Raw genomic sequence first — 26,125 nt, 5'->3', positions numbered from 1 at the left:
GCCATTGATTGATTGGGTCGTTTTTTAACACACTGTTAAGAGGCGTTTGACAAAAGTAAATCAACGTGGGGCTATCCGATGAGTGGATAGCGCAGGGACCTCTGGTTCCAAAGACATGATGTCGGCCTACTCCTCCTTTCGTTGAACAGCATAAATTTTTTAAGGCAGCATTAGCTGCCTTTCTTTTTGGGCTATTACTCCGAGGGGCGCTGCTCAAGCGAGCGCGACACCAGCGCAACAGGGATCAACCCCGCCGCAATGATGATGATGGCTGCCACGGACGCATCCTGCACCTTGGAGCGCGACGCATCCTCGTAAACCAGTGTCGCCAGCGTATTGAAGCTGAATGGCCGAAGCAGGATCGTCGCGGACAGTTCTTTCAGCGATTCAATAAACACCAGAAGTGAGGCCGTCAGTGCGGCCGGGCGCATATTGGGAATAAGCACTGAAATCAGTGTTTGCAGTTTTGTCCTGCCAAGCGTGCGTGAGGCCATATCCATGTGCGGGGAGAGCTTCTGGAAACCTGCGTCCAGAGAGCCCTCGGCCATGGTCATGAAACGTACCGTGCTGGCATAAATAATGGCAAAGGCAGTGCCACTCATCATCAGGCCGGTCGAGTAACCAAAGGTGCTGCGCATGAAGGCATCGACGTGATTGTCAAAACCGGCGAGCGGGATCAACACGCCAATTGCCAAAACGGTGCCGGGTATGCCGTAACCGAGCGACGCAATGCGACCTGCCGTGCGGGTAACGGCGGACGAATTTGCCCGTGCGGCGTAAGACAGCACGAACCCCATGGCCAGCGTCAGGCAGGCAGCCGTGCCGGAAACCGACAGGCTGTGCCACAAGGCCTTGATCAGCTTCGGTGACAGAAAACCATCCAAGCGCCTTGCAGCATAGGCGCCAAGCACCAGAACAGGAATGGCAAAACCGGTCAGAACCGGCAGCACACAAAGAGCGGTCGCCAGCCATTTTTTTGCACCGCTCAAAGGTTTGAGCAGAAATCGCTGCGCCATCATCGTTGTCTTTTGCGTGGAAAAACGCTGGCGTTTTCGCGCCTGCCTCTCCAGCAGGATCAGCGCACCAACGATCAGCAGGACCGCCGCAGCAATCTGCGTGGCGCCGGCAAGACTGCCGCGGTTCAACCAGGTTTCATAGATGGTGAAGGTCAGGGTCTGCACACCGAGATATTCGACAGCCCCGATATCATTGAGTGTTTCCATCAAGACCAGCGTCAGGCCGATCATGATGGCCGGGCGGGCCATCGGCAATTGCACCTGCCAGAAAATCCGCGATGGTGATGCGCCCATGGTACGGGCAGCTTCTGCCGCAAACCGCCCCTGCATACTGAAGGCTGAGCGGGCGGAAAGATAGATATATGGATAGAGCACAGAACTGAGCACCAGCACCGCACCGCCAAGCGAACGGATATCTGGAAACCAGTATTCCTTGATGCTCTGATAGCCGAACAGGCTGCGAACCGTGGTTTGAATCGGACCGGTGAAATCAAAAAACTCGCCAAAAGCATAAGCAGCGAGATAGGCAGGGATGGCCAGCGGCAGAACCAGCGCCAGCGACAACACCCGGCGTAGCGGAAACTCGAATGTCGTCACCAGCCATGCGGTCAAAGCACCGAAAAACGTGGTGAGCAGGCCAGTGCAGACCAGTAGCAACAATGTACGGGTGCCTGCCCTTGGCAGCACATAAGCGAACAGATGTTCCCAGTTGCCCACACCGCCGCTCATGGCGATCCAGAACACGGCAATGATGGGAATGGCAACGATGAACGCCACAAGAATGGCAATGAAACTCAGCAGGTTAAAACGGGTGCCTTGCCCGGAAATATGCTGAACACTGGTATCGGCTGGCTGCAATTGTCTGATCCTTCCACCGGTCTTGCGGCAGAAATCCGTTACTGCAAAAGAAGTCCGCTCTTTACAGCATCCCTTTGCAAACAGGAAATGCTTTCACTGATGTGCACTGTGAAAATTGCCGCAGATCAGACTAATGTCAAAAAAGCGAGCCCACGCATGTCTGATGCGTGAGCTTAAAAGCACAGTGGCTCAGTTTGCCAGAACCCGCTGGGATGGGAAGTTGATCTCAACCAACGTGCCTTCATTGGGTGACGAGTTGATCGAAAAATTGGCGCGGTTCGCATCAACCATGGCCTTGGTCAAGGGCAAGCCCAGACCGGTGCCATCGCCACGAATTCGGTTGCTGGACGCCACCTGGCGGAAAGGCTTCATGGCCTGTTCCAGCTCTGTCCGGCTCATGCCGATGCCAGTGTCGCGAATGCGCAGGTTGACGCTGCCATTCGGCTCATAAGCGGTCGATACAACGATCTGCCCACCAGCCGGTGTAAAACGAATGGCGTTGGACAGGATGTTGAGCACAATCTGCTTGATGGAGCGAAGGTCCGCAACAATGGCCGGCACGGATTGCGACAGCGAGGTGCGAATGATGACGCGCTGATTGTTGGCCTGTGGCTGCACCAAAGACACAGCTTCAGAGATCGTGTCGTTCAGTTCAACGGCCACGAAATCGAGATCCATCTGACCGGCTTCGATCTTCGAAATGTCGAGCAGGTCGTTGACGATATCGAGCACATGGCGACCGGAACGGCCAATGTCATTGGCATATTCGACGTAACGCGGGTGTCCGATCGGGCCGAAGCGCTCCGTTGCCATCATGTCGGCAAAGCCGATAATCGCATTGAGCGGCGTGCGAATTTCATGGCTGACGCGGGCAAGAAAATCTGTCTTGTGAGCGTTGGCAGTTTCTGCAACGCGCTTGGCATTGCGCAGCTCTTCTTCGGTGCGTTTCCACTGGGTAATGTCCCGGATGACGGCACAAAAACCACGCGACGACTTGAGCCGGCCAATGGTCATGAACAGCGGCAGGAAACCACCGCTTGCTTCTCGACCAATCACATCACGGCCGTCATTGAGAACACTGGCGACACCATTGTTCGACAGGCCGGAGAGGTAATCCAGCACGGCCTTCTGGCTTTCATGGGCAAACAGAACAACAAAGGGTTTGCCGCTGATCTCGCCATTGTCGTAATTGAACAGCGCACTTGCCGACCGGTTCAGCGAACGGATCGTGCCCTCCTCGTCCAGAATGACGATGCCATCCGTTGCGGTTTCGAGGATCGAGTGCAGCTCATCGACTTCACCCTGCAAGGTCTCGACCGCAAGGTTATTCGCCGGTGCGTCAATAACTTCGGCGACTGGAGTGACAGGGGCGGGTTCAACCACCTTGTGCACAGGCACCAGCGACAACATCAGCGCGGCTGAACCGTGCCAACGGATAGACTGCAGACGGGCATTGACCGGAATGAGATCGTTTTCAGCGCTCACGGCAACCATACCGCCACTGCCTTCACCGATGTTTTCCAGATCCTGTCGCTGCAACAGCGCGTCGATGCCACCAACCGAAGCCAGTTCTTCAACGGAGCTGTAGCCGGTCAGGCGCAGGAAGTCCGGGTTGGCGTGAATGAGGTCGTCGCCAGTGTGAACAAGCAATGCCAGGGGCAGCGCATCCACCGTCTCTTCCGTCAATGTGCCGGTCTCGCGGGAAGGTGCGACCTCTTCCTGTTGAGTGGCCTCGACAGCTGCTGACGCCTCGACGTCGGCAATATCTGGAGTTTCCTCAATCACCTCTGGCTCTTCACGATCATGGGTGACCGTCTCAACCTGGGTTTCTTCAACGGGATCGACCATCGAAACGACTGGCGTTTCCGTCTCAAGCTCTTGCTGCACGGGTGCTGGTTCGGAGACCTCAGCTGCGACCTCTTCGCCCTTTGGTGTCAGCTGGCGCGCAATTTCACGGAACGCTGCCTGTTCACCAGGTGTCAGACCGTCGCGTCCACGCGAGCGATGTTCCTCAAGCTGGATGATCTTGTCGGAGAAACGACGGTTGGGTGTTTCGCTGATGCGAAGCGCTGGCACTTCTTCGCGCGGCGGCTGGAATGAGACAGGTGGCTCGTTGCCTTCAACTGAGTTGGCAGTGGCTTCCTCGGTAAGTTCGGCATCAGGCAGGCTGTCTTCAAAGACATGCTCGTCCGTCTCGGCGTCCTGCTCCAAGACCTCTGGCTCAACATCTGCTTCAGGCGTCAGGTCGGCGACTGGCATGTCCAGTGCGGATACCGTGTCATTGTCTGCCAGGCTCAGGCCAATCGCTTGCGGGTCTTCCACCGCATCAGCCAGCCGCACAATGCCAAAACCACGGAAGCCATCAAACTCTCTGGTTCTCGTATAGGTGGGTAGCGCTGCCAGATCGATCGGAACCGAAAGTGACGTGCCTTCAACCGGCCAGAAAATCGTCTTGCCCGACCATGTGTCACGCTTGCTCAGCAGCTCGGTAATCTTGCCGTCCGTGTCGAGGTTCAGCAGGCTTGCAACATCGGCAAAGGACATGCCTTCAACAGCGGCGGAGCGTGGTCCAACCGCTTCGGCAAATTCATGCGAAATTGAACTGAAGCAACCATTGGCATCAATTTTCCAGACGAAACGCGAGGCTCGTGCGGAGGGATTAAATACGAATGCGCCCGGTGCCGCAGACGGAGCTTCTTCGGCGTCTTCGATCTCGTCGGCGACGACGTCTGTTTCAGAGACCTGCTCGACAGATGCACTCGCTGCAGCGCTTGGCTCAATGTCGTCAAAAACAGGAAAATCGAGGTCTTCGGAACGCTCATCATAATTTTCGGCAGCAAGGAGCTGTACTTCGTCCTCAACGACGGCGACATTTTCCTCAGCCTCAGCCTCAGCCTCAGCCTCAGCCTCAACAGGCGCATGCTCGGGCTCTTCGACATCGGCAAAGATCAGTGACGCCTGCGCATCAAGGGCTTCGGAGGCGTCAAACTCTTCGTCCTGCTGCGGCAGATCTTCGATGCTGGCGATGTCATCGATCAACGTTTCGAACTTGGTTTCAGCTGGTTCAACAACGGGTGCTGTCACTTCTACAGCGGCCACGGGTGCTGCCGGAGCGACCTCCTCTTTATTGCTGTCATCATATACCGGATCGAGCGTACCGATTGCGGTTTCCACCACAAACAACAGGTTCATCACTGGTGCCTGGCTAAGCTGGCCGGTGGCGGCTGGCAGATAACCCTTACCCGTCGGAATAGGGCGCTTGATCAGATGCCCAGCCTGATGTTGGGTCATCGTTGTCAGCGTTTTTACGGTATTCGGCGTGATGTCGAGGTTGCGGAAATTGTCCGAAGCGGCCAGGATCAAGCCGTTTTCGTCCAGCACAGCCAGATGAATGTCAGGGTCGCTGAAACCTTCGATCATACGCTTGGCACATTCCTGCGCAGAAGGTTGCTGCACATCGACGGGCGATGAGAAAAGAATGGCCTGTGTGTTGGCGTCGATGTTGATCAGTTCAACGATTGCCTTGACCGGCACGGTTCTGAAACCGGCAGCGATACGCGCGGTGAAGAATTGGGAATCACCCAGTTCCGAAAGCTTGCTGGCCGCCATGGAAATCTGCCGGAAGGTAATGTCCTGCGGCTTTGGGCCATGGTCCAGAAAATCGTAGATGGAATTGGTCCCGAACAAGGAGGCGCCGCGGCCATTTGCCCACAGCACATGTTCAAGGTCGATCGAAAACAGCACCAGAGCTTCGCCCCGGCCGAAACGGTCACGCACACGCTCATGAACAGCTATATCTATGAAAGGATATTGAACGGCGGGCATCTCGAAACCTATTCTGGTACTGCTGACCCCAGCATGTTTCTGCTGCTTTTCCTCATGAAAAGCCAACCTTTAATGCGTGCGGGGCATGTTAACAGAATATTAAATAACTTCCCAGCGCATGGCGGTCCATAATCACCGGCACGGAATTGGCAAACAGAGTTAATTGCCGAAACTTTGATGGCTCGCCGTTCTCCGGTCAATGATCGCCATTTGCTATTCCACGTCTTTTTTTGTAAAAAGTTCAAAGGGTCTTGCAAAAACGGAAAACACCCCGTATGTGACCCCCATAGCGGCCTTGCAGGTCGTTTGTGTGCGGTTGTAGCTCAGTTGGTTAGAGCGCAGGTTTGTGGCACCTGAGGTCGGTGGTTCAACTCCACTCAACCGTACCATTCCACTTTTCCCTTGATGTTCATATATCCCGATGCCTTATCAGGCAGGGGGACGCGCGATTAAGGCCCATTTCTGCTGTTATGCGTTGTTTGAACCTGCGTGTGATGTCGTAAGGCCGACACCATCAATCCTCCCGCATCTGTGTGATTCTAAGCCGCGCCCAATCCGGTGATCAAAGGATGCGTCCCTGACTCTGCTGCGTCGGATTGCGGCGCTTTCGGCATGGACAGGACGTCTAATCTCAATGGCCAAGGACTTTATGCAGCCGCGATGACGGCAAGGGCGGGATTTGATGGTGTAAAGACACTCAATGATTGCGCCGATGCCAAGAAAGCATAAAAAGCGTTAACCAGTTGTTAACCATACAAGTGATTGTATCTCCTCATGATTGTAAGCTCATGACGAGCGGTTTCCCTACAGCTCGAGCATTCCATGACCTCCATCCTAACCAATGGTGCGGCAATTTCTGCGCTCCAGACCCTGCGTTCCGTATCGTCCAATATGGAAACCACGCAAAGAATGGTTTCAACCGGACTGCGCGTTGAGGTCGCTGCCGACAACGCAGCCTATTGGTCCATCTCGACAACCATGCGTTCGGACAACATGGCGATTTCTACCGTGTCGGATGCGCTTGGTCTTGGCGCCGCAAAGGTCGACACAGCCTATGAAGGCACTAACTCCATTGTCGATGTTCTCAAGCAGTTCAAAGCCCGTCTGGTGGCTGCGAAGGAAGATGGCATCGACAAATCAAAAATCCAGGAAGAATTGAAACAACTCAATGATCAGGCCGAAAGCATCGTTGCTTCAGCCAGTTTCAGCGGCGAAAATTGGCTCAACACGACGGCCGCGACACATCTGATGGAAACGGATAGCCTCAGTTCATCCGTTGTTTCGGCGTTTGTGCGCTCAAGTGAAGGCTCGGTTGCGGTCAAAACATCAGACGTAGATCTCAGAACCATCAGCATGCTGAATGAAGGCGGTGGCGGTATCCTGCAAAAGGATTTGGGTGGCGTGGCTGATATTGGTGGCTTTGCTGATGCCAATATGAATGTCTATGCCCATAATGGCCACGAGACACATGTATTCACCGGGCCGGCGACCTTTGTCGGCACTGATTTTATCGAATTTTCGGTTCTTGTGGACGCTTTTGATACAGATGTCGGTGTGACAATCACCAATCTGAGAATCGACAAGTCAGTGGTTGACGCCGCCCTTGGCACTTTGGACGGCACCATCAACAATGCCTATGACATGACCCGTGTGCTGCAAAAGGTGTTTGATGACAACGGCGTGCCATTGTGGGCAGTCAAGCCAAATGGCTTTACGTCATTTGGCAGTGATGCGACCCGTTATGAAATCGGTTCTCTCGAGACATCAGGCCATAATGGTTCCAGCGTCGACATTACAGGCGTGAACTCCAGCTTCACCAGCGGCCACCCGGCGGGCTTTGGGCTTGGTCTGGAAGATACTCCCTCCGCCAATCACGATAACATGTTCCCGAAGGGCTGGGTCAATTTCACAGAACCTTTCACGGTATCGGGACTTGCTGAAATCAGCTTCGACGTTGAAGTGAATGGGGGCGGTGTGCAGACGTTGATGATCGACAAGTCAGTGGTCGATGCTGCGCTCGGCACCACCGACGGCCTGATTGGCGACCGCGACGCTTTTGCAACGGTGCTGGCCTATGTCACCGCAGGCAGCGGCATCACGGTGACATCGACGGATACGGAATATCCCGGGCTGATCGTGTTCATGGCCGATCCTGCCATCTATCCGGAGGCCGGTAACCGCGCGGCGGTGTTCAATGTCTCAAACGTTCGCACAAACCTGCCATTCACGCTGGATTTTGATCTCGCTGAGATCGATGTGACATCGACCCGGTTCAAGATCGACAGATACATCGAGGGCGTTGAGCACATGCTCAAGGAGTCGATTTCCAGCGCTGCTCAACTCGGTGCTCTCTCAACGCGTATCGACATGCAGACGGAATTTGCAGACCGGCTGTCTAATGCGATCGACAGTGGTATCGGCCGTCTTGTAGATGCAGATATGAATGAAGCCTCAACCCGGCTCAAGGCAATCCAGACCCAACAGCAGCTGGGTATCCAGACACTGTCCATTGCCAATTCCAACGCCGAAGGCGTGATGCAGTTGTTCCGTTAATCTGCAGGTCCATTCAAAAAAGCCTCTCGCATAAGACATGCAGGAGGCTTCTGGTATTTACCAGCGCGTGTTTCAAAACGGCAGTTTTTTTACGGCATATCTCGCTCGGTGCAGCGTTGGGAAACGGCCCGCAATGCTGGGCGACACATGTTCCGTCACACGCTCTCCATAAAACGAATGCATTCTGTTGTGAGGAAACCAGTCTTAGGGCTTGTCGTTGATTGACGAATCACGCGCAATAACTACTATATATAGTGTTCTAGGTTCTTCTTTGTCGCAAGACATGGAAGCTAAGATGGGAATATGGTGCGTTTGAGAAATCAGGCAATGCCATAGCTGCCCCCGCAACTGTAAGCGGATAGCGTCTACTTAAATCCGTCACTGAAGCATGTGTGCTTTGGGAAGACTAGGTATGATGCCGTGACCCGCGAGCCAGGAGACCTGCCTCGAGCAAAAACAATCCACGGGCGGGGTGTCCGAAGGGTGCATGTTATCCCAGGCAAAGCTTGGCATGCGCATATTTGCCCCCTGCCAAAGCTTCGGGGTGAAAGCATGCTGTATGAAATATGTGTTCCGTTCGTCATGATGCGCGCGCGGCATTTTATCTGATCTGATTTCAGACCCCCAAGACATTTTAAAAACCAACGGTTTCGTCGCCAAGACGTGACCGACTGCATCCGCTTGTCCAAATTTATCGATCAACGAGGAACGTCATGAACATCACAGTCTATAGCAAACCCGCATGCGTCCAGTGCACGGCCACGACACGCGCTCTTGAGCGTAAGGGTATTGCCTACAATGTCATTGACGTGTCCGTGGACGATGCGGCGCTGATGCATGTGCAGAATCTCGGCTATCGCCAGGTGCCGGTTGTTGTGGCGGGTGATACCCATTGGGCCGGTTTCAGGCCTGACATGATCAGCGCCTTGTCGTGATGGGCAGGTCAGATGGGGCTGATTGTCTATTATTCATCGACATCGGAAAACACCCGTCGCTTCGTTGAAAAACTGGGATTTCGGGCGTTGCGCTTGCCGATCGGGGCAGGCGAACCGCCACCCATGGTCACGGAACCCTATGTGCTTGTGGTGCCGACCTACGGCGGCGGCAGCGCAAAAGGCGCGGTTCCCAAACCGGTTATTCATTTTCTCAATGCGACGGAAAATCGCCGCCTCATTCGCGGTGTCATCGCTGCCGGTAACACCAATTTCGGCGAGGCTTACTGCCTTGCCGGCGACATCATATCCCGCAAATGCGAGGTGCCGTTTCTCTACAGGTTCGAACTGTTGGGCACCGGAGATGATGTTGCAAAAGCCAAACATGGATTGGAACGATTTTGGACGTCACAACACACGAACGCCCACTAAAGGTGGGTGAAACGGCGCTGGATTATCACGCGCTCAACGCCATGCTGAACCTCTATGATGATGAGGGCAAAATCCAGCTCGACAAGGACAGGTCGGCGGCACGGCAGTATTTCCTGCAACACGTCAACCAGAACACGGTGTTTTTCCATAACCTTAGGGAAAAACTCGATTATCTCGTGTTGGAAGGATATTACGAGCAGGAGGTGCTAGACCAGTATTCCTTCAATTTCGTGCGTAATCTTTTCGACGAAGCCTATGCACGCAAATTCCGTTTTCCGACCTTCCTCGGCGCCTTCAAATATTACACCAGCTACACGCTGAAAACCTTTGACGGCAAGCGTTACCTTGAACGTTATGAAGACCGCATCTGCATGGTGGCGTTGACGTTGGCGCGCGGCAATGAACAATTGGCCCGTAACCTGATGGATGAGATCATTTCAGGTCGTTTCCAGCCGGCAACACCGACATTTCTCAACGCAGGCAAAAATCAGCGCGGCGAGTTGGTGTCCTGCTTCCTGTTGCGTATTGAAGACAACATGGAAAGTATTGGTCGCTCCATCAATTCGGCGCTGCAATTGTCCAAGCGTGGTGGTGGTGTTGCTTTGTCGCTGACCAATCTCCGTGAAATGGGCGCACCGATCAAGAATATCGAAAACCAGTCATCCGGCGTCATTCCGGTGATGAAGCTGCTGGAAGATGCGTTTTCCTATGCCAACCAGCTTGGCGCTCGCCAGGGGGCAGGGGCAGTTTACCTGCATGCCCACCACCCTGACATCATGCGGTTTCTCGATACCAAGCGCGAAAACGCCGATGAGAAAATCCGTATCAAGACCCTGTCGCTCGGTGTGGTCATACCAGACATCACCTTTGAACTGGCTAAGAACAACGAGGAAATGTACCTCTTCTCGCCTTATGACGTGGAGCGGGTCTACGGCGTGCCGTTTACCGAGATTTCGGTCACCGAAAAATACCGCGAAATGGTAGCCGACAGCCGCATTCGCAAAAAGAAGATCAAGGCCCGCGAGTTCTTCCAGATCATTGCGGAAATCCAGTTCGAAAGCGGTTATCCCTATATCATGTTTGAGGACACGGTGAACCGCGCAAACCCAGTTGCCGGTCGTATCACCATGAGCAATCTGTGCTCTGAAATCCTGCAGGTCAGCGACGCCAGCATCTTTAGTGATGATCTTTCCTACAGCCATATGGGCAAGGATATTTCCTGCAATCTTGGCTCTCTGAATATTGCAGCCGCAATGGATTCTGCCGATTTCGGCTCAACCATTGAAACGGCAATTCGTGCACTGACCGCCGTTTCGCAGATGAGCCACATCTCATCCGTGCCATCGGTCGCCAAGGGTAATGATGAGAGCCACGCCGTTGGTCTGGGGCAGATGAACCTGCACGGTTATCTCGCCCGTGAACGCATTTTCTACGGTTCGCCAGAAGGCATCGATTTTACCAATATCTATTTCTACACCGTGGCTTATCACGCGGTGTGCGCATCAAACCGGCTGGCTGTGGAACTGGGTGAAAGCTTCAAGGGCTTTGAAAACTCCAAATATGCGTCCGGTGAATATTTCGACAAATATGTCGAGCGCGAATGGACGCCCGCGACCGAAAAGGTTCAGGAACTGTTTGAAAAGGCCGGTATTCACATTCCAACCCAGGATGACTGGCAGGAGTTGAAGGAGGCAGTCATGGCATCTGGTCTTTATAACCAGAACCTGCAGGCCGTGCCGCCAACCGGTTCGATTTCCTACATCAATCATTCCACATCCTCGATCCATCCGATCGTCTCGAAGATTGAAATCCGGAAAGAAGGCAAGATCGGCCGCGTCTATTATCCCGCAGCCTTTCTGACCAACGACAATCTTGAATATTATCAAGATGCCTATGAAATCGGCCCTGAAAAGATCATCGATACCTATGCCGCGGCAACGCAGCATGTCGATCAGGGCCTGTCATTGACACTGTTTTTCCGTGACACCGCCACCACCCGCGACATCAACCGAGCGCAGATCTACGCCTGGAAGCAGGGCATCAAGACCATTTATTACATCCGGCTGCGTCAGATGGCGCTCGAAGGCACGCAGGTTCAGGGCTGCGTTTCCTGCACGCTGTAAATTGAGGGACGATATTTATGAATATACAAATCAAGGCTGCCAGCCGCCTGCGTGCAATCAACTGGAACCGTGTTGAAGATGACAAGGATCTGGAGGTCTGGAACCGTTTGACCGGCAATTTCTGGCTGCCGGAAAAGGTGCCGCTATCCAATGACATCCCGTCCTGGGCAACATTGACACAGCAGGAACAGCAGCTCACCATTCGTGTGTTTACGGGCCTGACACTGCTCGACACCATTCAAAATGGTGTCGGTGCGGTAAAACTGATGGCCGATGCCACTACACCGCATGAAGAGGCGGTGCTCTCCAATGTCTCCTTCATGGAGGCGGTGCATGCACGGTCCTATTCGTCGATCTTCTCAACGCTGTGCCTGACGCCCGATGTGGATGACGCCTATCGCTGGTCGGAAGAAAACGAATTTCTGCAGCGCAAGTCGACACTGATCATGGAGCAATATGCCTCCACTGATCCTCTGAAAAAGAAGGTCGCCAGCGTTTTTCTGGAAAGCTTCCTGTTCTATTCCGGCTTCTATCTGCCGATGTATTGGTCCAGCCGCGCCAAGCTGACAAATACAGCCGATTTGATCCGCCTGATCATTCGTGATGAGGCCGTGCACGGTTATTACATCGGCTACAAGTTCCAGCGTGCTTTGGTCCGATTGGGAGATGCGCAAAAGCAGGAGATCAAGGACTTTGCCTTTGACCTGTTGCTGGAGCTTTATGACAACGAGGCGAAATACACCGAAGAGCTTTATGACGGTGTTGGTTTCAGCGAAGACGTCAAGAAGTTCCTGCATTACAATGCCAACAAGGCTCTGATGAACCTGGGATATGAGGCACTGTTTCCGCCGGAGGCATGCAAGGTCAATCCTGCCATCTTGTCAGCGCTGTCGCCCAATGCCGATGAGAACCACGACTTCTTTTCCGGTTCGGGCTCGTCTTACGTCATCGGCAAGGCCGTTGCCACGGAGGATGATGACTGGGATTTCTGATGTCCGGTCGGTGCGTGCTGTTCGTTCATTTTGGTAAGCTGCATTGAGTTTTGTTCCTGTGGTGGCGGTGCGATGTCGCGACCACAGGCCAAAACAAAAAACGGTTGGCTAAAATGCCGGGGGCTGGTATGTTCTGCCCAACGAAACCTTCAAACGCCTGCGGCATTGCTCACGCTTTCGCGCGGCGAAATGGACAAGACAGTGACTGACCCCGGCAGCGGCGAAAAGCCGTCAGAATCAGGGGCGTCGACGGTAAACAAGAGCAGAGCGAAACGCTCTCGTCGTGGTAAAAGCAAGCGCAACGGTAATAACCGTGGCGCGCAGGTTGCTACGCAAGTTGTTGCCGTCGGTTCCCATGCTGATTCTCAGCATGAAACCTCACCCGGCCCGGATGCCGGGGCGCGTAAGCGCAAACGGCGCAGGCGTTCGCGCGGCGGCGGACAAAACACCAATACTCCAGAGACAAGACAGGCCGGTGACGGCGCGCAAGCGAATGGTCCGTCTGCCAAGACAACGGGCCCGCAAAATGGGCCGGCTGAAGGCCGCAAATCACGCGACCGTCGTCGTGGTCACAGAGGGCCACAGGGGCGTCCGCTGGTCCCCTCGCATGTTGCCAAAAATGGCAAACCGCAAGGCCAGTCGTCCGCACAGGACGGAACGGGCGCGACGTCGCGTGCCGATAATCGCCATGGCCAGCGTGCACATGACCGTGATGGTGACCAAGCCGCCGATATGTATGCGGCGCTTGATCTCGGCACCAACAATTGCCGTCTGCTGATTGCCCAACCGACACGCCCCGGCCAGTTCCGGGTGGTTGATGCCTTTTCCCGTATCGTGCGGTTGGGTGAGGGGCTGATTTCAACAGGACGTCTGTCGAATGATGCTATGGATCGCGCGGTTGAGGCCTTGCGTGTGTGTGCCGCAAAACTTTCGGGACGCCCGATTCGGCGCATGCGTCTGATTGCAACCGAAGCCTGCCGTGCTGCCGAAAACGGCGAGGAATTCCTGTCGCGGGTCACTCGCGAAACTGGCCTCAATCTCGAGATCATCAGCCGGGAAACCGAAGCCCGTCTTGCGGTCTCGGGTTGCTCGTCGCTGATTGGTCGTGATGCCCGTTCGGTTGTGCTGTTTGACATCGGTGGCGGTTCGTCGGAAATCGCGGTCATTCGAGTTGGCGAAAACCGCTCCAACCGTCTTGCCAATCACATAACCCACTGGACCTCACTGCCGGTTGGCGTTGTCACGCTGTCGGAACGCCATGGCGGACGCGATGTGACCCCGCAGGTGTTTTCTGCCATGGTGACTGAAGTCGAAGGTCTGCTGGATACATTTGTTTGCCCGCCATTTGCGGCAAGTGATGTGCTGGAAGATTTCCACCTGATCGGCACTTCGGGCACGGTCACGACACTGGCAGGCGTTCACCTGGATTTGCCGCGTTATGATCGCCGCAAGGTTGACGGTCTGTGGTTGTCCGACCGCGAAGTAACCGCCATGCAAAACAAACTGCTGGATTGGGATTTTGCTGGCCGTGCCGCCAATGCTTGCATTGGCCCGGATCGTGCGGATCTGGTTCTGGCAGGCTGCGCTATTCTGGAGGCAATTCGTCGCCGTTGGCCAGCCCGGCGCATGCGGGTTGCCGACCGCGGTCTGCGTGAAGGCCTGTTGACGGATATGATGGCGGATGATGGTGCATGGCGGCGTAACCGCCTGCGTCGCCAGCAAAACGGTGCGAGATAAGGAACCAAGTTTATGAGTAAGCCTCCCGCCGGAAGCAATCGCACCGGCCGTAAAATTGGCCAGAAGGTGAAAAAAACCAAGCTCAAGGCGTCGTCACGCCGTTGGCTTGAGCGCCATATCAATGACCCCTATGTGCAGCGCGCCAAGCTGGAAGGCTACCGTGCGCGTGCGGCCTACAAGCTGCTTGAAATCAACGACAAGCACGAAATCCTGAAGGGTGCGACCCGCATTATCGACCTGGGCGCTGCTCCGGGCAGCTGGTCGCAGATTGCCGCAAAGGTGACGGATTCGACCGAAGACGATATTCGCGTTGCCGCGATCGACTTCCTTGAGGTCGATCCTATTCCAGGCGTGCGCCTGTTGCAACTCGACTTCCTTGACCCAACGGCACCAGAAAAGCTGAAGGAAGCGATTGGCGGCACACCGGATCTGGTTCTGTCGGACATGGCAGCGCCGACCACAGGTCATCAGAAAACCGACCATATTCGCACGATGCATCTGTGCGAAGTCGCGGCGGACTTTGCCATTGAGGTTTTGGCAGAAGGCGGCCACTTCCTGGCCAAGACCTTCCAGGGCGGTACGGAAAAGACCTTGCTCGATCTGTTGAAGCGCAACTTCAAGCAGGTTCTGCATATCAAGCCGGCGTCGTCGCGGTCTGAATCGGTGGAAATGTTCCTGCTGGCCAAGGGCTTCAAGGGTCGTAAAAACACGGCGCTTTCCGAACCGGAAGCCGAAGAAGAGGTTTGAGGGAGCCGCTTGTTCAGCGGCCCCGATATTTCCTTATGCATCAATGCGCGGGCGATGGCCGGAAATGGCCTCGCCCGCGTTTTTATCAAGACGGAAAAGCGGTATCAGCGCCAGAAGCGAGAAGGCCGCGACCAGCACGAACGCCAGATGGAAATCGGCAAGCTGCAGATGCGAGCCCGTCATTGCAGAGCTTGCTTCCAGAATGGTGGCCGCAAATGCAACACCAAGCGCAAGGCTGATCTGCTGCAGCACGGATGACATGGATGTCGCTTGGCTGGCCTGTTTGTTGTCGATCTCAGAATAGCTAAGTGCATTGGACCCGGTGAAGAAGAACGACCGGGCAAAACCTGACACGACAAGAACACTGATGATGATGGAGTGCGGTGTTTCCGGCACGAAAAGTGCGTTGGCCGCGGTGGTCATGGCGCCGACGATAGAGGCGGCAATCAGTGTGGTTTTAAAGCCGGTTGCGGCAAATATCCGCTTGGCGATGAACTTGGTGGTGATGGCACCAATAGCGCCTGCGAATGTCACCATGCCGGACTGGAAGGCATTCAGGCCAAAGCCGATCTGCAGCATCAACGGCATCAAAAACGGAATGGCGCCCGTTGAAATGCGGAAAATCGTGCCGCTGACCGAGGTAATGCGGAAGGTTGTGTTCTGGAAAATCTTGAAATCAAGGATCGGGGCAGGATGCCTGCGTGCATGCAGCACATATAGCACGCCGGCCAATATGCCGGCAAGGATCGAGGCTGCTCCAACCATTGGCGGCAAGGCCGGAAGGCTGATGACCGAAACGCCAAACACCACGCCTGATGCAGCGATGGAGGATAGCAGAAATCCTTTCACATCCATGGCTGGCGGATTGGTGGTCTCGATTTCCGGCAGATAGATGCTGGACAACACGATACCGGCAACACCGATTGGAATGTTGATCAGGAAAATCCAGTGCCAGGAAAAATAGGTGGTGATGAAACCGCCAACCGGCGGCCCGGTGAGCGGGCCAAGCAGCGCCGGGATGGTCAACAACGCCATGGCGGATACTAGCTCCTTGCGGTCGGTGGTGCGTAGCAGCACCAGTCGGCCAACCGGCGTCATCATCGCGCCACCCATGCCCTGCAGGAAGCGGGAAAGCACAAATTCCGTCAGCGAACCGGATATTGCGCAGAACAATGAACCCACCATGAACACCCCGATGGCGAGCCGGAAAATGGTCTTGGCACCGAACTTGTCGGCCATCCATCCGCTGATCGGAATGAAGATTGCCAGTGCCACCATGTAGGAGGTGAGGGCCAGTTTGAGCGTAATCGGCCCGACATTCAAATCGTGAGCAATGGTCGGCAAGGCTGTTGCAATGACGGTGGAATCCATTTGCTCCATGAACAGTGCCACGGCGAGGATAAGCGGTATGATGCGGTTCATGGATATGCCTGTGCTGCGCTTGTGATCAGGTTCACACGGGGTGCGTTTTAGTTTTTATGCGTGTGAATGCCAATCCGTTTGTCATTGAAATGACACGCATCACGTCTGTGTGATCCCTCATCTCTGAGGTATGAAGGTCGTGGTCTTGTCTGCATACTCCTGTCCCGATGAAAAAGAAAATATGTGAGGAGACAGGAAAATGGCTGTGACTTCAAAAATCGGCAGACGTGTACTCTTGGGATCTGCTGGAACCGGAATTCTGGCTGCTCCGTTCATCATGGCGCGGGCGTCGATGGCACAGACGGCGCAACCGCAAACCTCCATGGAGATAAATCACGCAATGGGGCCGGAAACAAATCGCTTCAAGCTGGGCAATTTTGAGGTTCTTGTCATCAAGGATGGCTCCGCCGTATCGGGACCACCAAACGAGACTTTCGGTACCAACCAGTCGGCAGAGACTGTTGGCACGCTTCTGGAAGAAAACTTCCTTCCCAAGGACAAGTTCGTCAACAGCTTCTCACCCGTCATGGTCAATACCGGGTCTGAACGTGTGCTGTTTGATACCGGTTTCGGTGAAGCTGGACGGGCCAACGGCAATGGCCGCCTGACCGAAGGTCTGGCCGCAGCCGGTTACAAGCCGGAAGATATTTCCGTTGTTGTGCTGACCCACATGCATGGCGATCATATTGGTGGTTTGACCGAAAAGGATGCGCCTGCATTCCCGAACGCCCGTTATGTTGCGGGTCAGGTTGAATATGATTTCTGGACCGCCGATGCTCGGGTCGGAACGCCAGCCGAGAACGGTCACAAGGGTGTGTTGGCCAAGGTCAAGCCGCTGGCAGAAAAGATGAGTTTCATCGGTGAAGGGGCGGAAGTTGTGCCCGGGATCACCGGTGTTGAAGCATTTGGCCACTCGCCGGGTCACATGATTTTCCGTCTGGAATCGGAAGGTCGCCAACTGGTGCTGACGGCAGATACAGCCAACCATTATGTGCTGTCGCTGCAACGCCCGGAGTGGGAAGTGCGTTTTGACATGGACAAGGCTGCCGCCGCTACGACCCGCAAAAAGGTCTTTGACATGATTGCAACCGACAAGCTGGCCTTCATTGGTTACCACATGCCGTTCCCGTCCGTCGGCTTTGTGGAAAAACAGGAGGAGGGATACCGCTTCGTTCCCAAATCCTATCAGTTCGACCTCTAAGGCGGTTCCCGCTGCGGTTGTTTTTTCCGCAGCTATGCACAGCGGTCTCGGCTGCTCGGCAAGCCCGGATTAACGAATCCGGGTTTTTTCTATTTCCTTCCTGTCATAGACGTGTTACCAGCCCTCGCCAACTTCCAAGCACTCCTTGTGAAACCGCCGGTGGATGATTCTTCCCGGTGGATACCCTATTCTTTAATGAAGGAAATTGGCATGGCACGCATTATTCAAACGCCCACAGGTTTGGACGCCCTCACTTTCGACGATGTGCTCTTGCAGCCGGGACATTCTGAAGTGATGCCGGGCCAGACGAATATTTCGACGCGCATCGCCCGTGATATCGAGCTGAACCTGCCGATCCTTTCCTCCGCCATGGACACGGTCACCGAAAGCCGGCTGGCAATTGCCATGGCCCAGGCCGGTGGTATTGGTGTTATCCACCGCAACCTCACCCCGGCTGAACAGGCCGAGGAAGTCCGCCAGGTCAAGAAGTTTGAAAGCGGCATGGTCATCAACCCAGTTACCATCGGCCCGGATGCGACCCTTGCTGAAGCCCAGAGCCTGATGAAGGCCCACGGCATTTCCGGTATTCCGGTTGTTGAAAACGGTGGTCAGGGTGGCCATAAGACTGGTCGTCTCGTTGGTATCCTTACCAACCGCGACGTTCGTTTTGCCTCTGATCCAACCCAGAAAATCTATGAGCTGATGACCCGCGAAAACCTCGTGACGGTCAAGGAAAGCAGTGTTGACCAGCAGGAAGCGCGCCGCTTGCTGCACAAGCACCGCATTGAAAAACTGCTTGTTGTGGACGCACAGGGCAACTGCGTTGGCCTCATCACCGTCAAGGACATGGAAAAGTCGCAGCTCAACCCGAATGCGACCAAGGATGTGCAGGGCCGTCTGCGTGCCGCTGCTGCCATCAGCGTTGGTGACGATGCGCGCGACCGTGCAGAACGCCTCATTGACGCAGGTGTCGACGTTCTGGTCGTCGATACTGCTCACGGCCATTCGCAGCGGGTTCTTGACGCGGTGACGCAGGTCAAGAAAATGTCCAACGCCATCCGCATCATTGCAGGCAACGTTGCGACGGCCGATGGCACCAAGGCGCTGATTGATGCCGGTGCTGACGCCGTCAAGGTTGGTATTGGCCCTGGCTCCATCTGCACCACACGTATCGTGGCTGGCGTTGGCGTTCCGCAGCTTGCTGCCATCATGTCGGCGGTTGAAGCAGCCCAATCCCTGGATATTCCTGTGATCGCTGACGGCGGTATCAAGTTCTCGGGCGACCTTGCAAAGGCAATTGCTGCCGGTGCATCGGCTGTGATGATTGGTTCGCTGCTGGCCGGTACGGATGAAAGCCCAGGTGAAGTGTTCCTCTACCAGGGCCGTTCGTTCAAGGCTTACCGTGGCATGGGCTCCGTTGGTGCCATGGCACGTGGTTCGGCTGACCGCTATTTCCAGGCAGAAGTGCGCGATACGCTCAAGCTCGTTCCAGAAGGCATCGAAGGTCAGGTTCCGTACAAGGGACCGGTTTCCGGCGTTCTGCACCAGCTCGCTGGTGGCCTGAAGGCTGCTATGGGTTATGTTGGTGGTGCCACGATTCCTGAATTCCAGGAACGTGCAACATTCGTTCGTATTTCCGGTGCTGGTTTGCGTGAAAGCCACGCACATGACGTGACGATTACCCGTGAAAGCCCGAATTATCCGGGTAGCGTTTGATCGCCTCGCGCGCTAGTTTAGCGACAACATGAACCTTAAATACGCTCCCTGATCCGGATCGGGTCAGGGAGCGTATTTTTGACTGCTGATGAAGGAGAGCCCGATGTCACCCACAACCGCAATGTTCTGGCCGATGATTGCGCATGCTTTCCTTGTTTTCGCTCTGTACTGCCTGCTCTTCATCCGCCGGAAGAAATTCACCTTTTTGAATTCGGACGCTATTCGCAATTTCCGCGATACTGGCGAGGAAGCCCGCGAAAGCCAGTTGGTCAACAAGAATATTGCCAACCAGTTTGAACTGCCGGTGCTGTTCCATGCAGCCTGCCTGCTGCTGTACATCACCGATGCGGATAACATTGTTACCATTGCCTTGGGTTGGGTATTCGTGTTTTCGCGTTACGTGCATTCATATGTTCATGTCACCAGCAATCGCCTGCGTTACCGTGCACCGGCATTTGCCGTCGGTTTTGCAGCGCTTGTCTGCATGTGGATATGGATGGTCGTCTGGCTGGCATTTGAATAGTCGGACTGCCGCATAATTGCGACAGTGCCAGATACGAAACACCGTTCACTTGCGATAAATCAATACCACCTCATGTTGTTTGTCTATTCTCCAACCATGCATTGGTTGAAGGAGGCATGACAAATGGCAGCAATGATGAAAGCCGCAGTCGTCAGGGAATTTGGTAAACCGCTTTCCATTGAAGAGGTGCCAATTCCTGATCCGGGTCCCGGCGAAATCCTCATGAAGTATGAAGCGACCGGTGTTTGCCACACGGATTTGCACGCGGCGAATGGTGATTGGCCGGTCAAGCCCAATCCACCTTTCATTCCTGGTCACGAAGGCGTTGGCTACGTTGCAAAGATTGGCGCTGGCGTCACGGGCATCAAGGAAGGTGACAGGGCCGGCACACCGTGGCTTTACAGCGCTTGCGGTTGCTGCGTGCCATGCCGCACCGGCTGGGAGACCTTGTGTGCCGAACAGAAGAACTCCGGTTATTCCGTCAATGGCAGCTTTGCGCAATATGGTCTGGCTGATCCGAAATATGTCGGCCGTCTGCCGGATAATCTCGATTTTGGTCCTGCCGCACCGGTACTGTGCGCTGGCGTGACCGTTTACAAGGGATTGAAGGAAACCGAAGTGAAGCCTGGTGAATGGGTCGTCATCTCTGGGATTGGTGGTCTCGGTCACATGGCCGTGCAATATGCCAAGGCCATGGGCATGCATGTGGTGGCTGCCGATATTTTTGACGACAAGCTGGAGCTGGCGAAAAAGCTCGGCGCGGACATTGTTGTCAACGGCAAGGCGGCAGATGCCATTGAACAGGTACAAAAAGCCACAAAAGGTGTTCACGGCGCGCTGGTGACGGCGGTATCACCAAAAGCCATGGAGCAGGCCTATGGTTTCCTGCGTTCCAAGGGCACCATGGCGCTGGTCGGTCTGCCACCGGGTTACATTTCACTTCCGGTGTTTGATACGGTGTTGAAGCGCATTACCGTGCGCGGCTCGATCGTTGGCACACGACAGGATCTTGAGGAATCCCTGACCTTTGCAGGTGAGGGCAAGGTGGCCGCCCACTTCTCCTGGGACAAGCTGGAAAACATCAATGATATTTTCCACCGCATGGAAGAGGGCAAGATCGACGGCCGTATCGTTGTCGACCTGAATTGATCCTGACGGCTTAACCGGTAGCCTGTGTTTCCTTTTTGGAAGCGCAGGCTGTTATCGTTTCAGCAAGGGCGATCATATCGGCTGAACGTGCGCTGGACCGTCGCCAGGCAAGGCCAATTTGACGGGATGGCTGTGGTTCAGCAAAGGGCACTATGCGCAGATTGTTGCGTTTGGTTTCCAGAGGCACGGCAATTTCCGGAATGAGGGTCATGCCCATGTCATGCGATACCATTTGCAACAGGGTAGTCATCGACGTGGCGCCAAAATTGACCAGACTGCGTTTGCCGGCAGTGCCGCAAACCGCCAGTGCCTGATCCCGCAGGCAATGCCCTTCTTCCAGCAGCAACAAGCGGTCCATGTCTACCTGCGCTTCTGTGAGAGGCGACGACAAAACACTGTCCTCGTTGCTGGCAACGGCCATATAGAACCGGTCGGTAAACAGGGCCTGACTGGCCAGAGCGTCGTCATCCAGCGGTAATGCGGCAATGACCGCATCGAGTTTTCCCTCTAGAAGGTCACTTCGCAGGCGGTCGGTCATCGCCTCTTTCAATTCGATTTCGATACGTGGATAGACTTTGCGCAGGCGTGGCACCAGTTGTGGCACGAGATAGGGTGCAATGGTCGGGATAATGCCGATGCGCACCAACCCTTCCAGCACGCCTGAACCTCTACGTGCAGTTGCTTCCAGCCGTTCCACTTCGGCCAGAATGATCCGTGCATGCTGTAATATTTCCATGCCTTTTTGTGTTATGATCACTCCGCCACGCCCCCGTTCCACCAATTTGACACCAAGGTGGTTTTCCATTTCCATGATCTGGGCTGAAAGTGCCGGCTGGCTGATATTGGCTGCCACCGCCGCCTTTCCAAAGTGCAGGGTGTTGGACAGAGTTTCAAAATAACGCATTTGCCGAAGTGTAATCATGATAGGAAAATCCTATCGAAAATGATCGGAAATACAATTGGAAATTATGAGAATGGGATGCGAAAAACCATTGTTAGAAGTATTCTAGACAAGCGTCCGGCCTGATTGCCGGTGACTTGCCGCCATCGAGAGTGAACCCAAAAGGAGGAAATCATGGCTGATCGCCCGACAATGACCACCAGCGCAGGATCACCAATTCCTGATAACCAGAATTCTCTGAGTGCAGGCGAGCGTGGCCCGCTTCTGCTGCAGGACTACCAGTTGATTGAAAAACTGGCGCACCAGAACCGTGAACGTATTCCTGAACGCGCCGTACATGCCAAGGGTTGGGGTGCCTATGGCACGTTGAAGATCACTGGCGATATCTCCCGATATACCAAGGCCAAGGCACTGCAGCCCGGCGCGGAAACACCGCTGATCCTGCGTTTCTCTACCGTTGCCGGTGAGCAGGGTGCTGCTGACGCCGAGCGCGACGTGCGTGGTTTTGCCATCAAATTCTACACCGAAGAAGGCAACTGGGATCTCGTTGGCAACAACACGCCGGTATTCTTCGTTCGCGATCCCGTCAAATTCCCTGATTTCATTCACACGCAAAAGCGTCACCCGCGGACCAATCTGCGTTCTGCAACTGCCATGTGGGACTTCTGGTCGCTGTCGCCTGAAAGCCTGCATCAGGTTACCATCCTGATGTCTGACCGTGGTCTGCCGACCGATGTGCGTCACATCAACGGTTATGGTTCACACACCTATTCCTTCTGGAATGATGCCGGTGAGCGTTATTGGGTGAAATTCCACTTCAAGACCCAGCAGGGCCACAAACACTGGACCAATGAGGAAGCGGAAGGCGTTATCGGCAAGACTCGCGAGTCAACGCAGGAAGACCTGTTCAACGCGCTGGAGCGCGGCGAATATCCGCGTTGGACCGTTCAGGTTCAGATCATGCCAGAGCTTGATGCTGAAAAGACATCCTATAACCCGTTCGACCTGACCAAGGTCTGGCCGCATGGCGAATATCCGCCAATCGATATCGGCGTGATGGAATTGAACCGTAACCCGGACAACTACTTCACCGAAATCGAAAACGCTGCTTTCTCGCCGTCCAACATCGTGCCGGGCATAGGTTATTCGCCTGACAAGATGCTGCAGGCCCGCGTGTTCTCTTATGCGGATGCGCATCGCCACCGTCTGGGCACGCACTACGAAAATATTCCGGTTAACGCGCCGAAGTGTCCCGTGCACCACTATCATCGTGATGGTCAGATGAACACCTACGGTGGTATCAAGACCGGTAATCCTGATGCCTATTACGAGCCGAACTCTTTCAATGGCCCGGTTGAACAGCCTGCTGCGAAAGAGCCGCCACTGCGTATTTCCGGTGATGCAGCACGTTACAATCACCGCATCGGCAATGATGACTACAGCCAGCCACGCGCTCTTTTCAACCTGTTTGATGCGGGCCAGAAGCAGCGTCTGTTCTCGAACATCGCCGCTGCCATGGGTGGTGTGCCGGGCTTCATTGTTGAGCGTCAGCTTGCGCACTTCCGCCAGGTTCATCCTGACTATGAAGCCGGTGTAAGGGCAGCCTTGAAGACCGCTCACGGATATCAGGCAGATACGATCAGCGCTGCTGAGTAGAGATTTGATGGCAGTTTAACACTGAAAAGCCGGGCAATTGCCCGGCTTTTTTGGTTGTTCATTAAAAAGCCGACAAAGCGTTTCAACTTTCGTCAAAACTGCCTGTGCCATATCGCGACGATTGTGGTGGCGTGGGGGCTACCCGCATGTGTTTCAGGATGGGAAACAATATGCCGAGACGTGGTAAGCCAGAACGTATTGAGCCGAGAAAGACGCCACAGCAGGACAGAAGCATTCAGCGTGTGCATGCTATTCTGGAGTCGGCAACCCGCCTCATCACACAAAGTGGTGTCAGCGCGCTGACCATGACGGCACTTGCCAAGGAGGCTGGTGTTCCGATCGGGTCAATCTACCAATATTTTCCGGAAAAAGCGGCCATCCTGCGTGCACTTTTCGACATGATTTCTGCGCGTGTGGAGGAGCATATCATTCACTCCCTGGAAAAGGCGACGACACTCGACGAACTCAAGGAACACGTTTTTGTCCTGATCGACTGGTATTACCGCGAATGTCGCGAAAACCCGATCTATCTCAGCATCTGGCTGAGCATGGAAATGGACAAGGCGCTGGCTCAGCTCAACATTGAGCAGAGTTATCGCCTGGCCGAAGTCTTTATTTATTACACTGCACCTTTGCGTACACCCCGTCCCGGTGAGGACTACGAAGCGCGCTGCAAACTACTCAGCTACTTTCTCGGTTCGTGCATGCGGCTCGCTTTGTTGAGTGAGCAGGATCATGCAAAGCGCATGCTTTTGGAGTGCAAGCGCTTGATCCGCGAAAGCATCTAGGCTGCGCCTGAGACAGCAGACAATTTGCCACCTACCAGCCCGGCAGCATATGGCCGGCACGAAGCCGCGGCATCTTTGGATATGTCTTTACATCGCTGTCCAGATCATCGGTTGTTGCCGCTGTCAGCGTAATATTGTCGAGACATGCGGAAATGTGATCAGTGATTGCATTGGCAAGCGACGGCGAGATGCCAGGGCGCTTCATCAAGCCGATTTGAACCGGTGGAAGCGGTGGAAAACCGTCATTGGCGGTTAACACCTTCATGCCGGTACGCAGTGCCGATTCCGGCAATACCGAAACGGCCATGCCGGCCAGCACGGCAGACGCAATAACCGTTGATGACCAGCTGGTGAACAACACCTGATAGTCACGCCCATCCGCATCCAGTGCTGAACAGGCAAGCTGGCGCCAGTGGCAATCCCTGCGTCCGACAGCCAGCGGCACAGGCGCATTGTCGCGCAAGGGGTGATTGGCGGACGCCACCCAGCACAATGGCTCTGTACGCACCACGTCAGACACGCGGGCGCGGGGATTGTGTGTCACCAAGGCAATGTCGAGTTCGCCCCGTTGCATCTTCTCAGCGAGACTGACGGAGGGTTCGCAGACGATGTAAAGTTCGACATTGGGATGGGTCTTGGCAAAGCGACCGATAATTTCCGGCATGTAGCGATCGGCATAGTCATCGGGTGTGCCGATACGCAATGTGCCTTCCAGCCGGTTATCATCAAATGCAGCGATGGCCTCGTCATTAAGACGAATGATGCGTCGCGCATAGTTCATCAGCTTTTCGCCCTCGGCGGTCAAACGGTTACCACGACCATCCTTGGTGAAGAGCTGTTTGCCAATCCGCTCCTCAAGGCGGCGCATTTGCATGGACACCGCAGATTGCGTTTTGAAAATTCGGTCCGCAGCCTTGGTGAAGCTGCCCGTATCCACGATGGCGATGAAAGTATGTAGCTGATCGATATCAAGCGGGGCGGACATGGTGCATCCCATAAAAACCATTGATGACTAACATTAAAAACATTCGTTGGACTGATCAATGGGGCTGCGTCATTTAAGATACAACCAAATGACAGACAGGACAGGACGCCTGACGTCGACATCGTGCCAAGGAAAGGACAATATCATGAGCACGGCAGACCAGATGATTGCAAGCAGTATTTGCCAGCCGGAAAAGAGCACTGAAGTTCGTCGTTCTTCCCGCTTTGGCAAGCACGTGAATATGGTTTGGCGCAACCTCGTGGCCCGCTTTCAGGTCAACCGACTGACCGATCTTGATGATCGAATGTTGGCAGATATCGGGATTGTTCGACAGGACGTACTAAAAGCCCTGAATGTGGGCTTGCTAGACGACCCCGCTCAGCAGTTAATAAAGGCAGCTGAGGTGCACGCGACCACACGGTTCGCACGCAAGACGGCCTGATTTTTGAGAGTTTTCCCCGCAGGGTGATTGCCAATAGCCCTGCTTTTGCCCGGTGCCAGGCTATGCCGCACCGGGCTTTTTTTTGGAAAGCCGGTGCGATATTCCACTGTTAAATCAAATAGCTGAA

The 26,125-nt window shown here is 54.7% G+C and carries 19 protein-coding genes, 1 tRNA gene and 1 riboswitch; of the genes, 15 read left to right on the top strand and 5 right to left on the bottom strand.

Going from position 1 to position 26,125, the window contains the following annotated elements; genetic code table 11:
- Window positions 1–194: 194 nt before the first annotated feature.
- Window positions 195–1,745, bottom strand: a complete 1,551-nt coding sequence (locus RT613_RS06555; RefSeq protein ID WP_313614054.1) for an iron ABC transporter permease — start codon at window positions 1,743–1,745, stop codon at window positions 195–197.
- 318 nt (window positions 1,746–2,063) lie between these two features.
- Complete coding sequence (locus RT613_RS06550) at window positions 2,064–5,699, bottom strand: ATP-binding protein (protein WP_313613935.1); 3,636 nt, start codon at window positions 5,697–5,699, stop codon at window positions 2,064–2,066.
- A 312-nt stretch (window positions 5,700–6,011) separates the two neighbouring features.
- Between RT613_RS06550 and RT613_RS06545 the strand changes: the two genes are divergently transcribed.
- From RT613_RS06545 to RT613_RS06510, 8 genes are all read left to right on the top strand, one after another.
- Window positions 6,012–6,088 (top strand) — tRNA-His (locus RT613_RS06545).
- Window positions 6,089–6,521: 433 nt separating this feature from the next.
- Complete coding sequence (locus RT613_RS06540) at window positions 6,522–8,252, top strand: flagellin (protein WP_313613933.1); 1,731 nt, start codon at window positions 6,522–6,524, stop codon at window positions 8,250–8,252.
- 244 nt (window positions 8,253–8,496) lie between these two features.
- Window positions 8,497–8,716: riboswitch (cobalamin riboswitch) on the top strand.
- 249 nt (window positions 8,717–8,965) lie between these two features.
- Window positions 8,966–9,187 (top strand): glutaredoxin-like protein NrdH, encoded by a 222-nt coding sequence (nrdH, locus tag RT613_RS06535; RefSeq protein WP_313613931.1) that lies wholly within the window; start codon window positions 8,966–8,968, stop codon window positions 9,185–9,187.
- Window positions 9,188–9,199: 12 nt separating this feature from the next.
- Window positions 9,200–9,616: a class Ib ribonucleoside-diphosphate reductase assembly flavoprotein NrdI gene (gene nrdI / locus RT613_RS06530; RefSeq protein WP_313613929.1), complete on the top strand. Its 417-nt coding sequence runs from the start codon at window positions 9,200–9,202 to the stop codon at window positions 9,614–9,616.
- Window positions 9,586–11,739, top strand: coding sequence for a class 1b ribonucleoside-diphosphate reductase subunit alpha (gene nrdE / locus RT613_RS06525; RefSeq protein ID WP_313613927.1), 2,154 nt, complete (start codon window positions 9,586–9,588; stop codon window positions 11,737–11,739). The genes nrdI and nrdE overlap by 31 nt, the downstream gene beginning before the upstream one ends.
- 17 nt (window positions 11,740–11,756) lie before the next feature.
- Window positions 11,757–12,731, top strand: a complete 975-nt coding sequence (gene nrdF, locus RT613_RS06520) for a class 1b ribonucleoside-diphosphate reductase subunit beta (protein WP_313613925.1) — start codon at window positions 11,757–11,759, stop codon at window positions 12,729–12,731.
- A gap of 189 nt (window positions 12,732–12,920) precedes the next feature.
- Window positions 12,921–14,468, top strand: coding sequence for a Ppx/GppA family phosphatase (locus RT613_RS06515; RefSeq protein WP_313613923.1), 1,548 nt, complete (start codon window positions 12,921–12,923; stop codon window positions 14,466–14,468).
- A gap of 12 nt (window positions 14,469–14,480) precedes the next feature.
- Entirely contained in the window at window positions 14,481–15,215 is a 735-nt protein-coding gene (locus RT613_RS06510) for an RlmE family RNA methyltransferase (RefSeq protein ID WP_313613921.1), read from the top strand.
- Window positions 15,216–15,248: 33 nt separating this feature from the next.
- Here RT613_RS06510 and RT613_RS06505 read toward each other — a convergent pair whose 3' ends face one another.
- Window positions 15,249–16,637, bottom strand: a complete 1,389-nt coding sequence (locus tag RT613_RS06505) for an MDR family MFS transporter (protein ID WP_313613919.1) — start codon at window positions 16,635–16,637, stop codon at window positions 15,249–15,251.
- Between the two features lie 199 nt (window positions 16,638–16,836).
- Between RT613_RS06505 and RT613_RS06500 the strand changes: the two genes are divergently transcribed.
- The 4 genes from RT613_RS06500 (at window position 16,837) to adhP (ending at window position 21,226) form a co-directional block, all read left to right on the top strand.
- Window positions 16,837–17,838 carry an MBL fold metallo-hydrolase gene (locus RT613_RS06500; RefSeq protein WP_313613917.1) on the top strand — a complete coding sequence of 334 codons (1,002 nt, stop codon included), beginning with the start codon at window positions 16,837–16,839 and terminating at the stop codon, window positions 17,836–17,838.
- A gap of 210 nt (window positions 17,839–18,048) precedes the next feature.
- Window positions 18,049–19,554, top strand: coding sequence for an IMP dehydrogenase (gene guaB / locus RT613_RS06495; RefSeq protein WP_313613915.1), 1,506 nt, complete (start codon window positions 18,049–18,051; stop codon window positions 19,552–19,554).
- Window positions 19,555–19,675: 121 nt separating this feature from the next.
- Window positions 19,676–20,077, top strand: coding sequence for an MAPEG family protein (locus tag RT613_RS06490; RefSeq protein WP_313614052.1), 402 nt, complete (start codon window positions 19,676–19,678; stop codon window positions 20,075–20,077).
- Window positions 20,078–20,200: 123 nt separating this feature from the next.
- Window positions 20,201–21,226 carry an alcohol dehydrogenase AdhP gene (gene adhP / locus RT613_RS06485; protein ID WP_313613914.1) on the top strand — a complete coding sequence of 342 codons (1,026 nt, stop codon included), beginning with the start codon at window positions 20,201–20,203 and terminating at the stop codon, window positions 21,224–21,226.
- A gap of 10 nt (window positions 21,227–21,236) precedes the next feature.
- Here adhP and RT613_RS06480 read toward each other — a convergent pair whose 3' ends face one another.
- On the bottom strand, window positions 21,237–22,148 hold the full coding sequence (locus RT613_RS06480) for a LysR substrate-binding domain-containing protein (RefSeq protein WP_313613912.1): 912 nt from the start codon (window positions 22,146–22,148) through the stop codon (window positions 21,237–21,239).
- 153 nt (window positions 22,149–22,301) lie between these two features.
- Between RT613_RS06480 and katA the strand changes: the two genes are divergently transcribed.
- Complete coding sequence (gene katA / locus RT613_RS06475; RefSeq protein ID WP_313613911.1) at window positions 22,302–23,783, top strand: catalase KatA; 1,482 nt, start codon at window positions 22,302–22,304, stop codon at window positions 23,781–23,783.
- A gap of 170 nt (window positions 23,784–23,953) precedes the next feature.
- Complete coding sequence (locus RT613_RS06470) at window positions 23,954–24,571, top strand: TetR/AcrR family transcriptional regulator (RefSeq protein ID WP_313613909.1); 618 nt, start codon at window positions 23,954–23,956, stop codon at window positions 24,569–24,571.
- Window positions 24,572–24,602: 31 nt separating this feature from the next.
- Here the strand turns inward: RT613_RS06470 and RT613_RS06465 are convergent, their stop codons facing one another.
- Window positions 24,603–25,556: a LysR substrate-binding domain-containing protein gene (locus tag RT613_RS06465; RefSeq protein ID WP_313613907.1), complete on the bottom strand. Its 954-nt coding sequence runs from the start codon at window positions 25,554–25,556 to the stop codon at window positions 24,603–24,605.
- Window positions 25,557–25,701: 145 nt separating this feature from the next.
- On the opposite strand from RT613_RS06465, the gene RT613_RS06460 reads away from it, so the two are divergent.
- Complete coding sequence (locus tag RT613_RS06460) at window positions 25,702–25,998, top strand: DUF1127 domain-containing protein (protein ID WP_313613905.1); 297 nt, start codon at window positions 25,702–25,704, stop codon at window positions 25,996–25,998.
- Window positions 25,999–26,125: the final 127 nt, after the last annotated feature.

The sequence above is a fragment of the Agrobacterium sp. genome, assembly GCF_032092815.1.
Lineage (GTDB): Bacteria > Pseudomonadota > Alphaproteobacteria > Rhizobiales > Rhizobiaceae > Agrobacterium.
The sequence above is the reverse complement of the archived record's forward strand: the minus strand, read 5'-3'. Positions and strand labels throughout refer to the sequence as shown.

Coding starts and splice junctions, on each gene's coding strand:
- nrdI (WP_313613929.1), top strand. CDS start 9,200: ATGGGGCTGATTGTCTATTATTCATCGACATCGGAAAACACCCGTCGC.
- guaB (WP_313613915.1), top strand. CDS start 18,049: ATGGCACGCATTATTCAAACGCCCACAGGTTTGGACGCCCTCACTTTC.
- RT613_RS06550 (WP_313613935.1), bottom strand. CDS start 5,699: ATGCCCGCCGTTCAATATCCTTTCATAGATATAGCTGTTCATGAGCGT.
- nrdH (WP_313613931.1), top strand. CDS start 8,966: ATGAACATCACAGTCTATAGCAAACCCGCATGCGTCCAGTGCACGGCC.
- adhP (WP_313613914.1), top strand. CDS start 20,201: ATGGCAGCAATGATGAAAGCCGCAGTCGTCAGGGAATTTGGTAAACCG.
- RT613_RS06470 (WP_313613909.1), top strand. CDS start 23,954: ATGCCGAGACGTGGTAAGCCAGAACGTATTGAGCCGAGAAAGACGCCA.
- RT613_RS06465 (WP_313613907.1), bottom strand. CDS start 25,556: ATGTCCGCCCCGCTTGATATCGATCAGCTACATACTTTCATCGCCATC.
- katA (WP_313613911.1), top strand. CDS start 22,302: ATGGCTGATCGCCCGACAATGACCACCAGCGCAGGATCACCAATTCCT.
- RT613_RS06505 (WP_313613919.1), bottom strand. CDS start 16,637: ATGAACCGCATCATACCGCTTATCCTCGCCGTGGCACTGTTCATGGAG.
- nrdF (WP_313613925.1), top strand. CDS start 11,757: ATGAATATACAAATCAAGGCTGCCAGCCGCCTGCGTGCAATCAACTGG.
- RT613_RS06540 (WP_313613933.1), top strand. CDS start 6,522: ATGACCTCCATCCTAACCAATGGTGCGGCAATTTCTGCGCTCCAGACC.
- RT613_RS06555 (WP_313614054.1), bottom strand. CDS start 1,745: ATGAGCGGCGGTGTGGGCAACTGGGAACATCTGTTCGCTTATGTGCTG.
- RT613_RS06490 (WP_313614052.1), top strand. CDS start 19,676: ATGTTCTGGCCGATGATTGCGCATGCTTTCCTTGTTTTCGCTCTGTAC.
- RT613_RS06460 (WP_313613905.1), top strand. CDS start 25,702: ATGAGCACGGCAGACCAGATGATTGCAAGCAGTATTTGCCAGCCGGAA.
- RT613_RS06500 (WP_313613917.1), top strand. CDS start 16,837: ATGGCTGTGACTTCAAAAATCGGCAGACGTGTACTCTTGGGATCTGCT.
- RT613_RS06515 (WP_313613923.1), top strand. CDS start 12,921: ATGGACAAGACAGTGACTGACCCCGGCAGCGGCGAAAAGCCGTCAGAA.
- RT613_RS06510 (WP_313613921.1), top strand. CDS start 14,481: ATGAGTAAGCCTCCCGCCGGAAGCAATCGCACCGGCCGTAAAATTGGC.
- RT613_RS06480 (WP_313613912.1), bottom strand. CDS start 22,148: ATGATTACACTTCGGCAAATGCGTTATTTTGAAACTCTGTCCAACACC.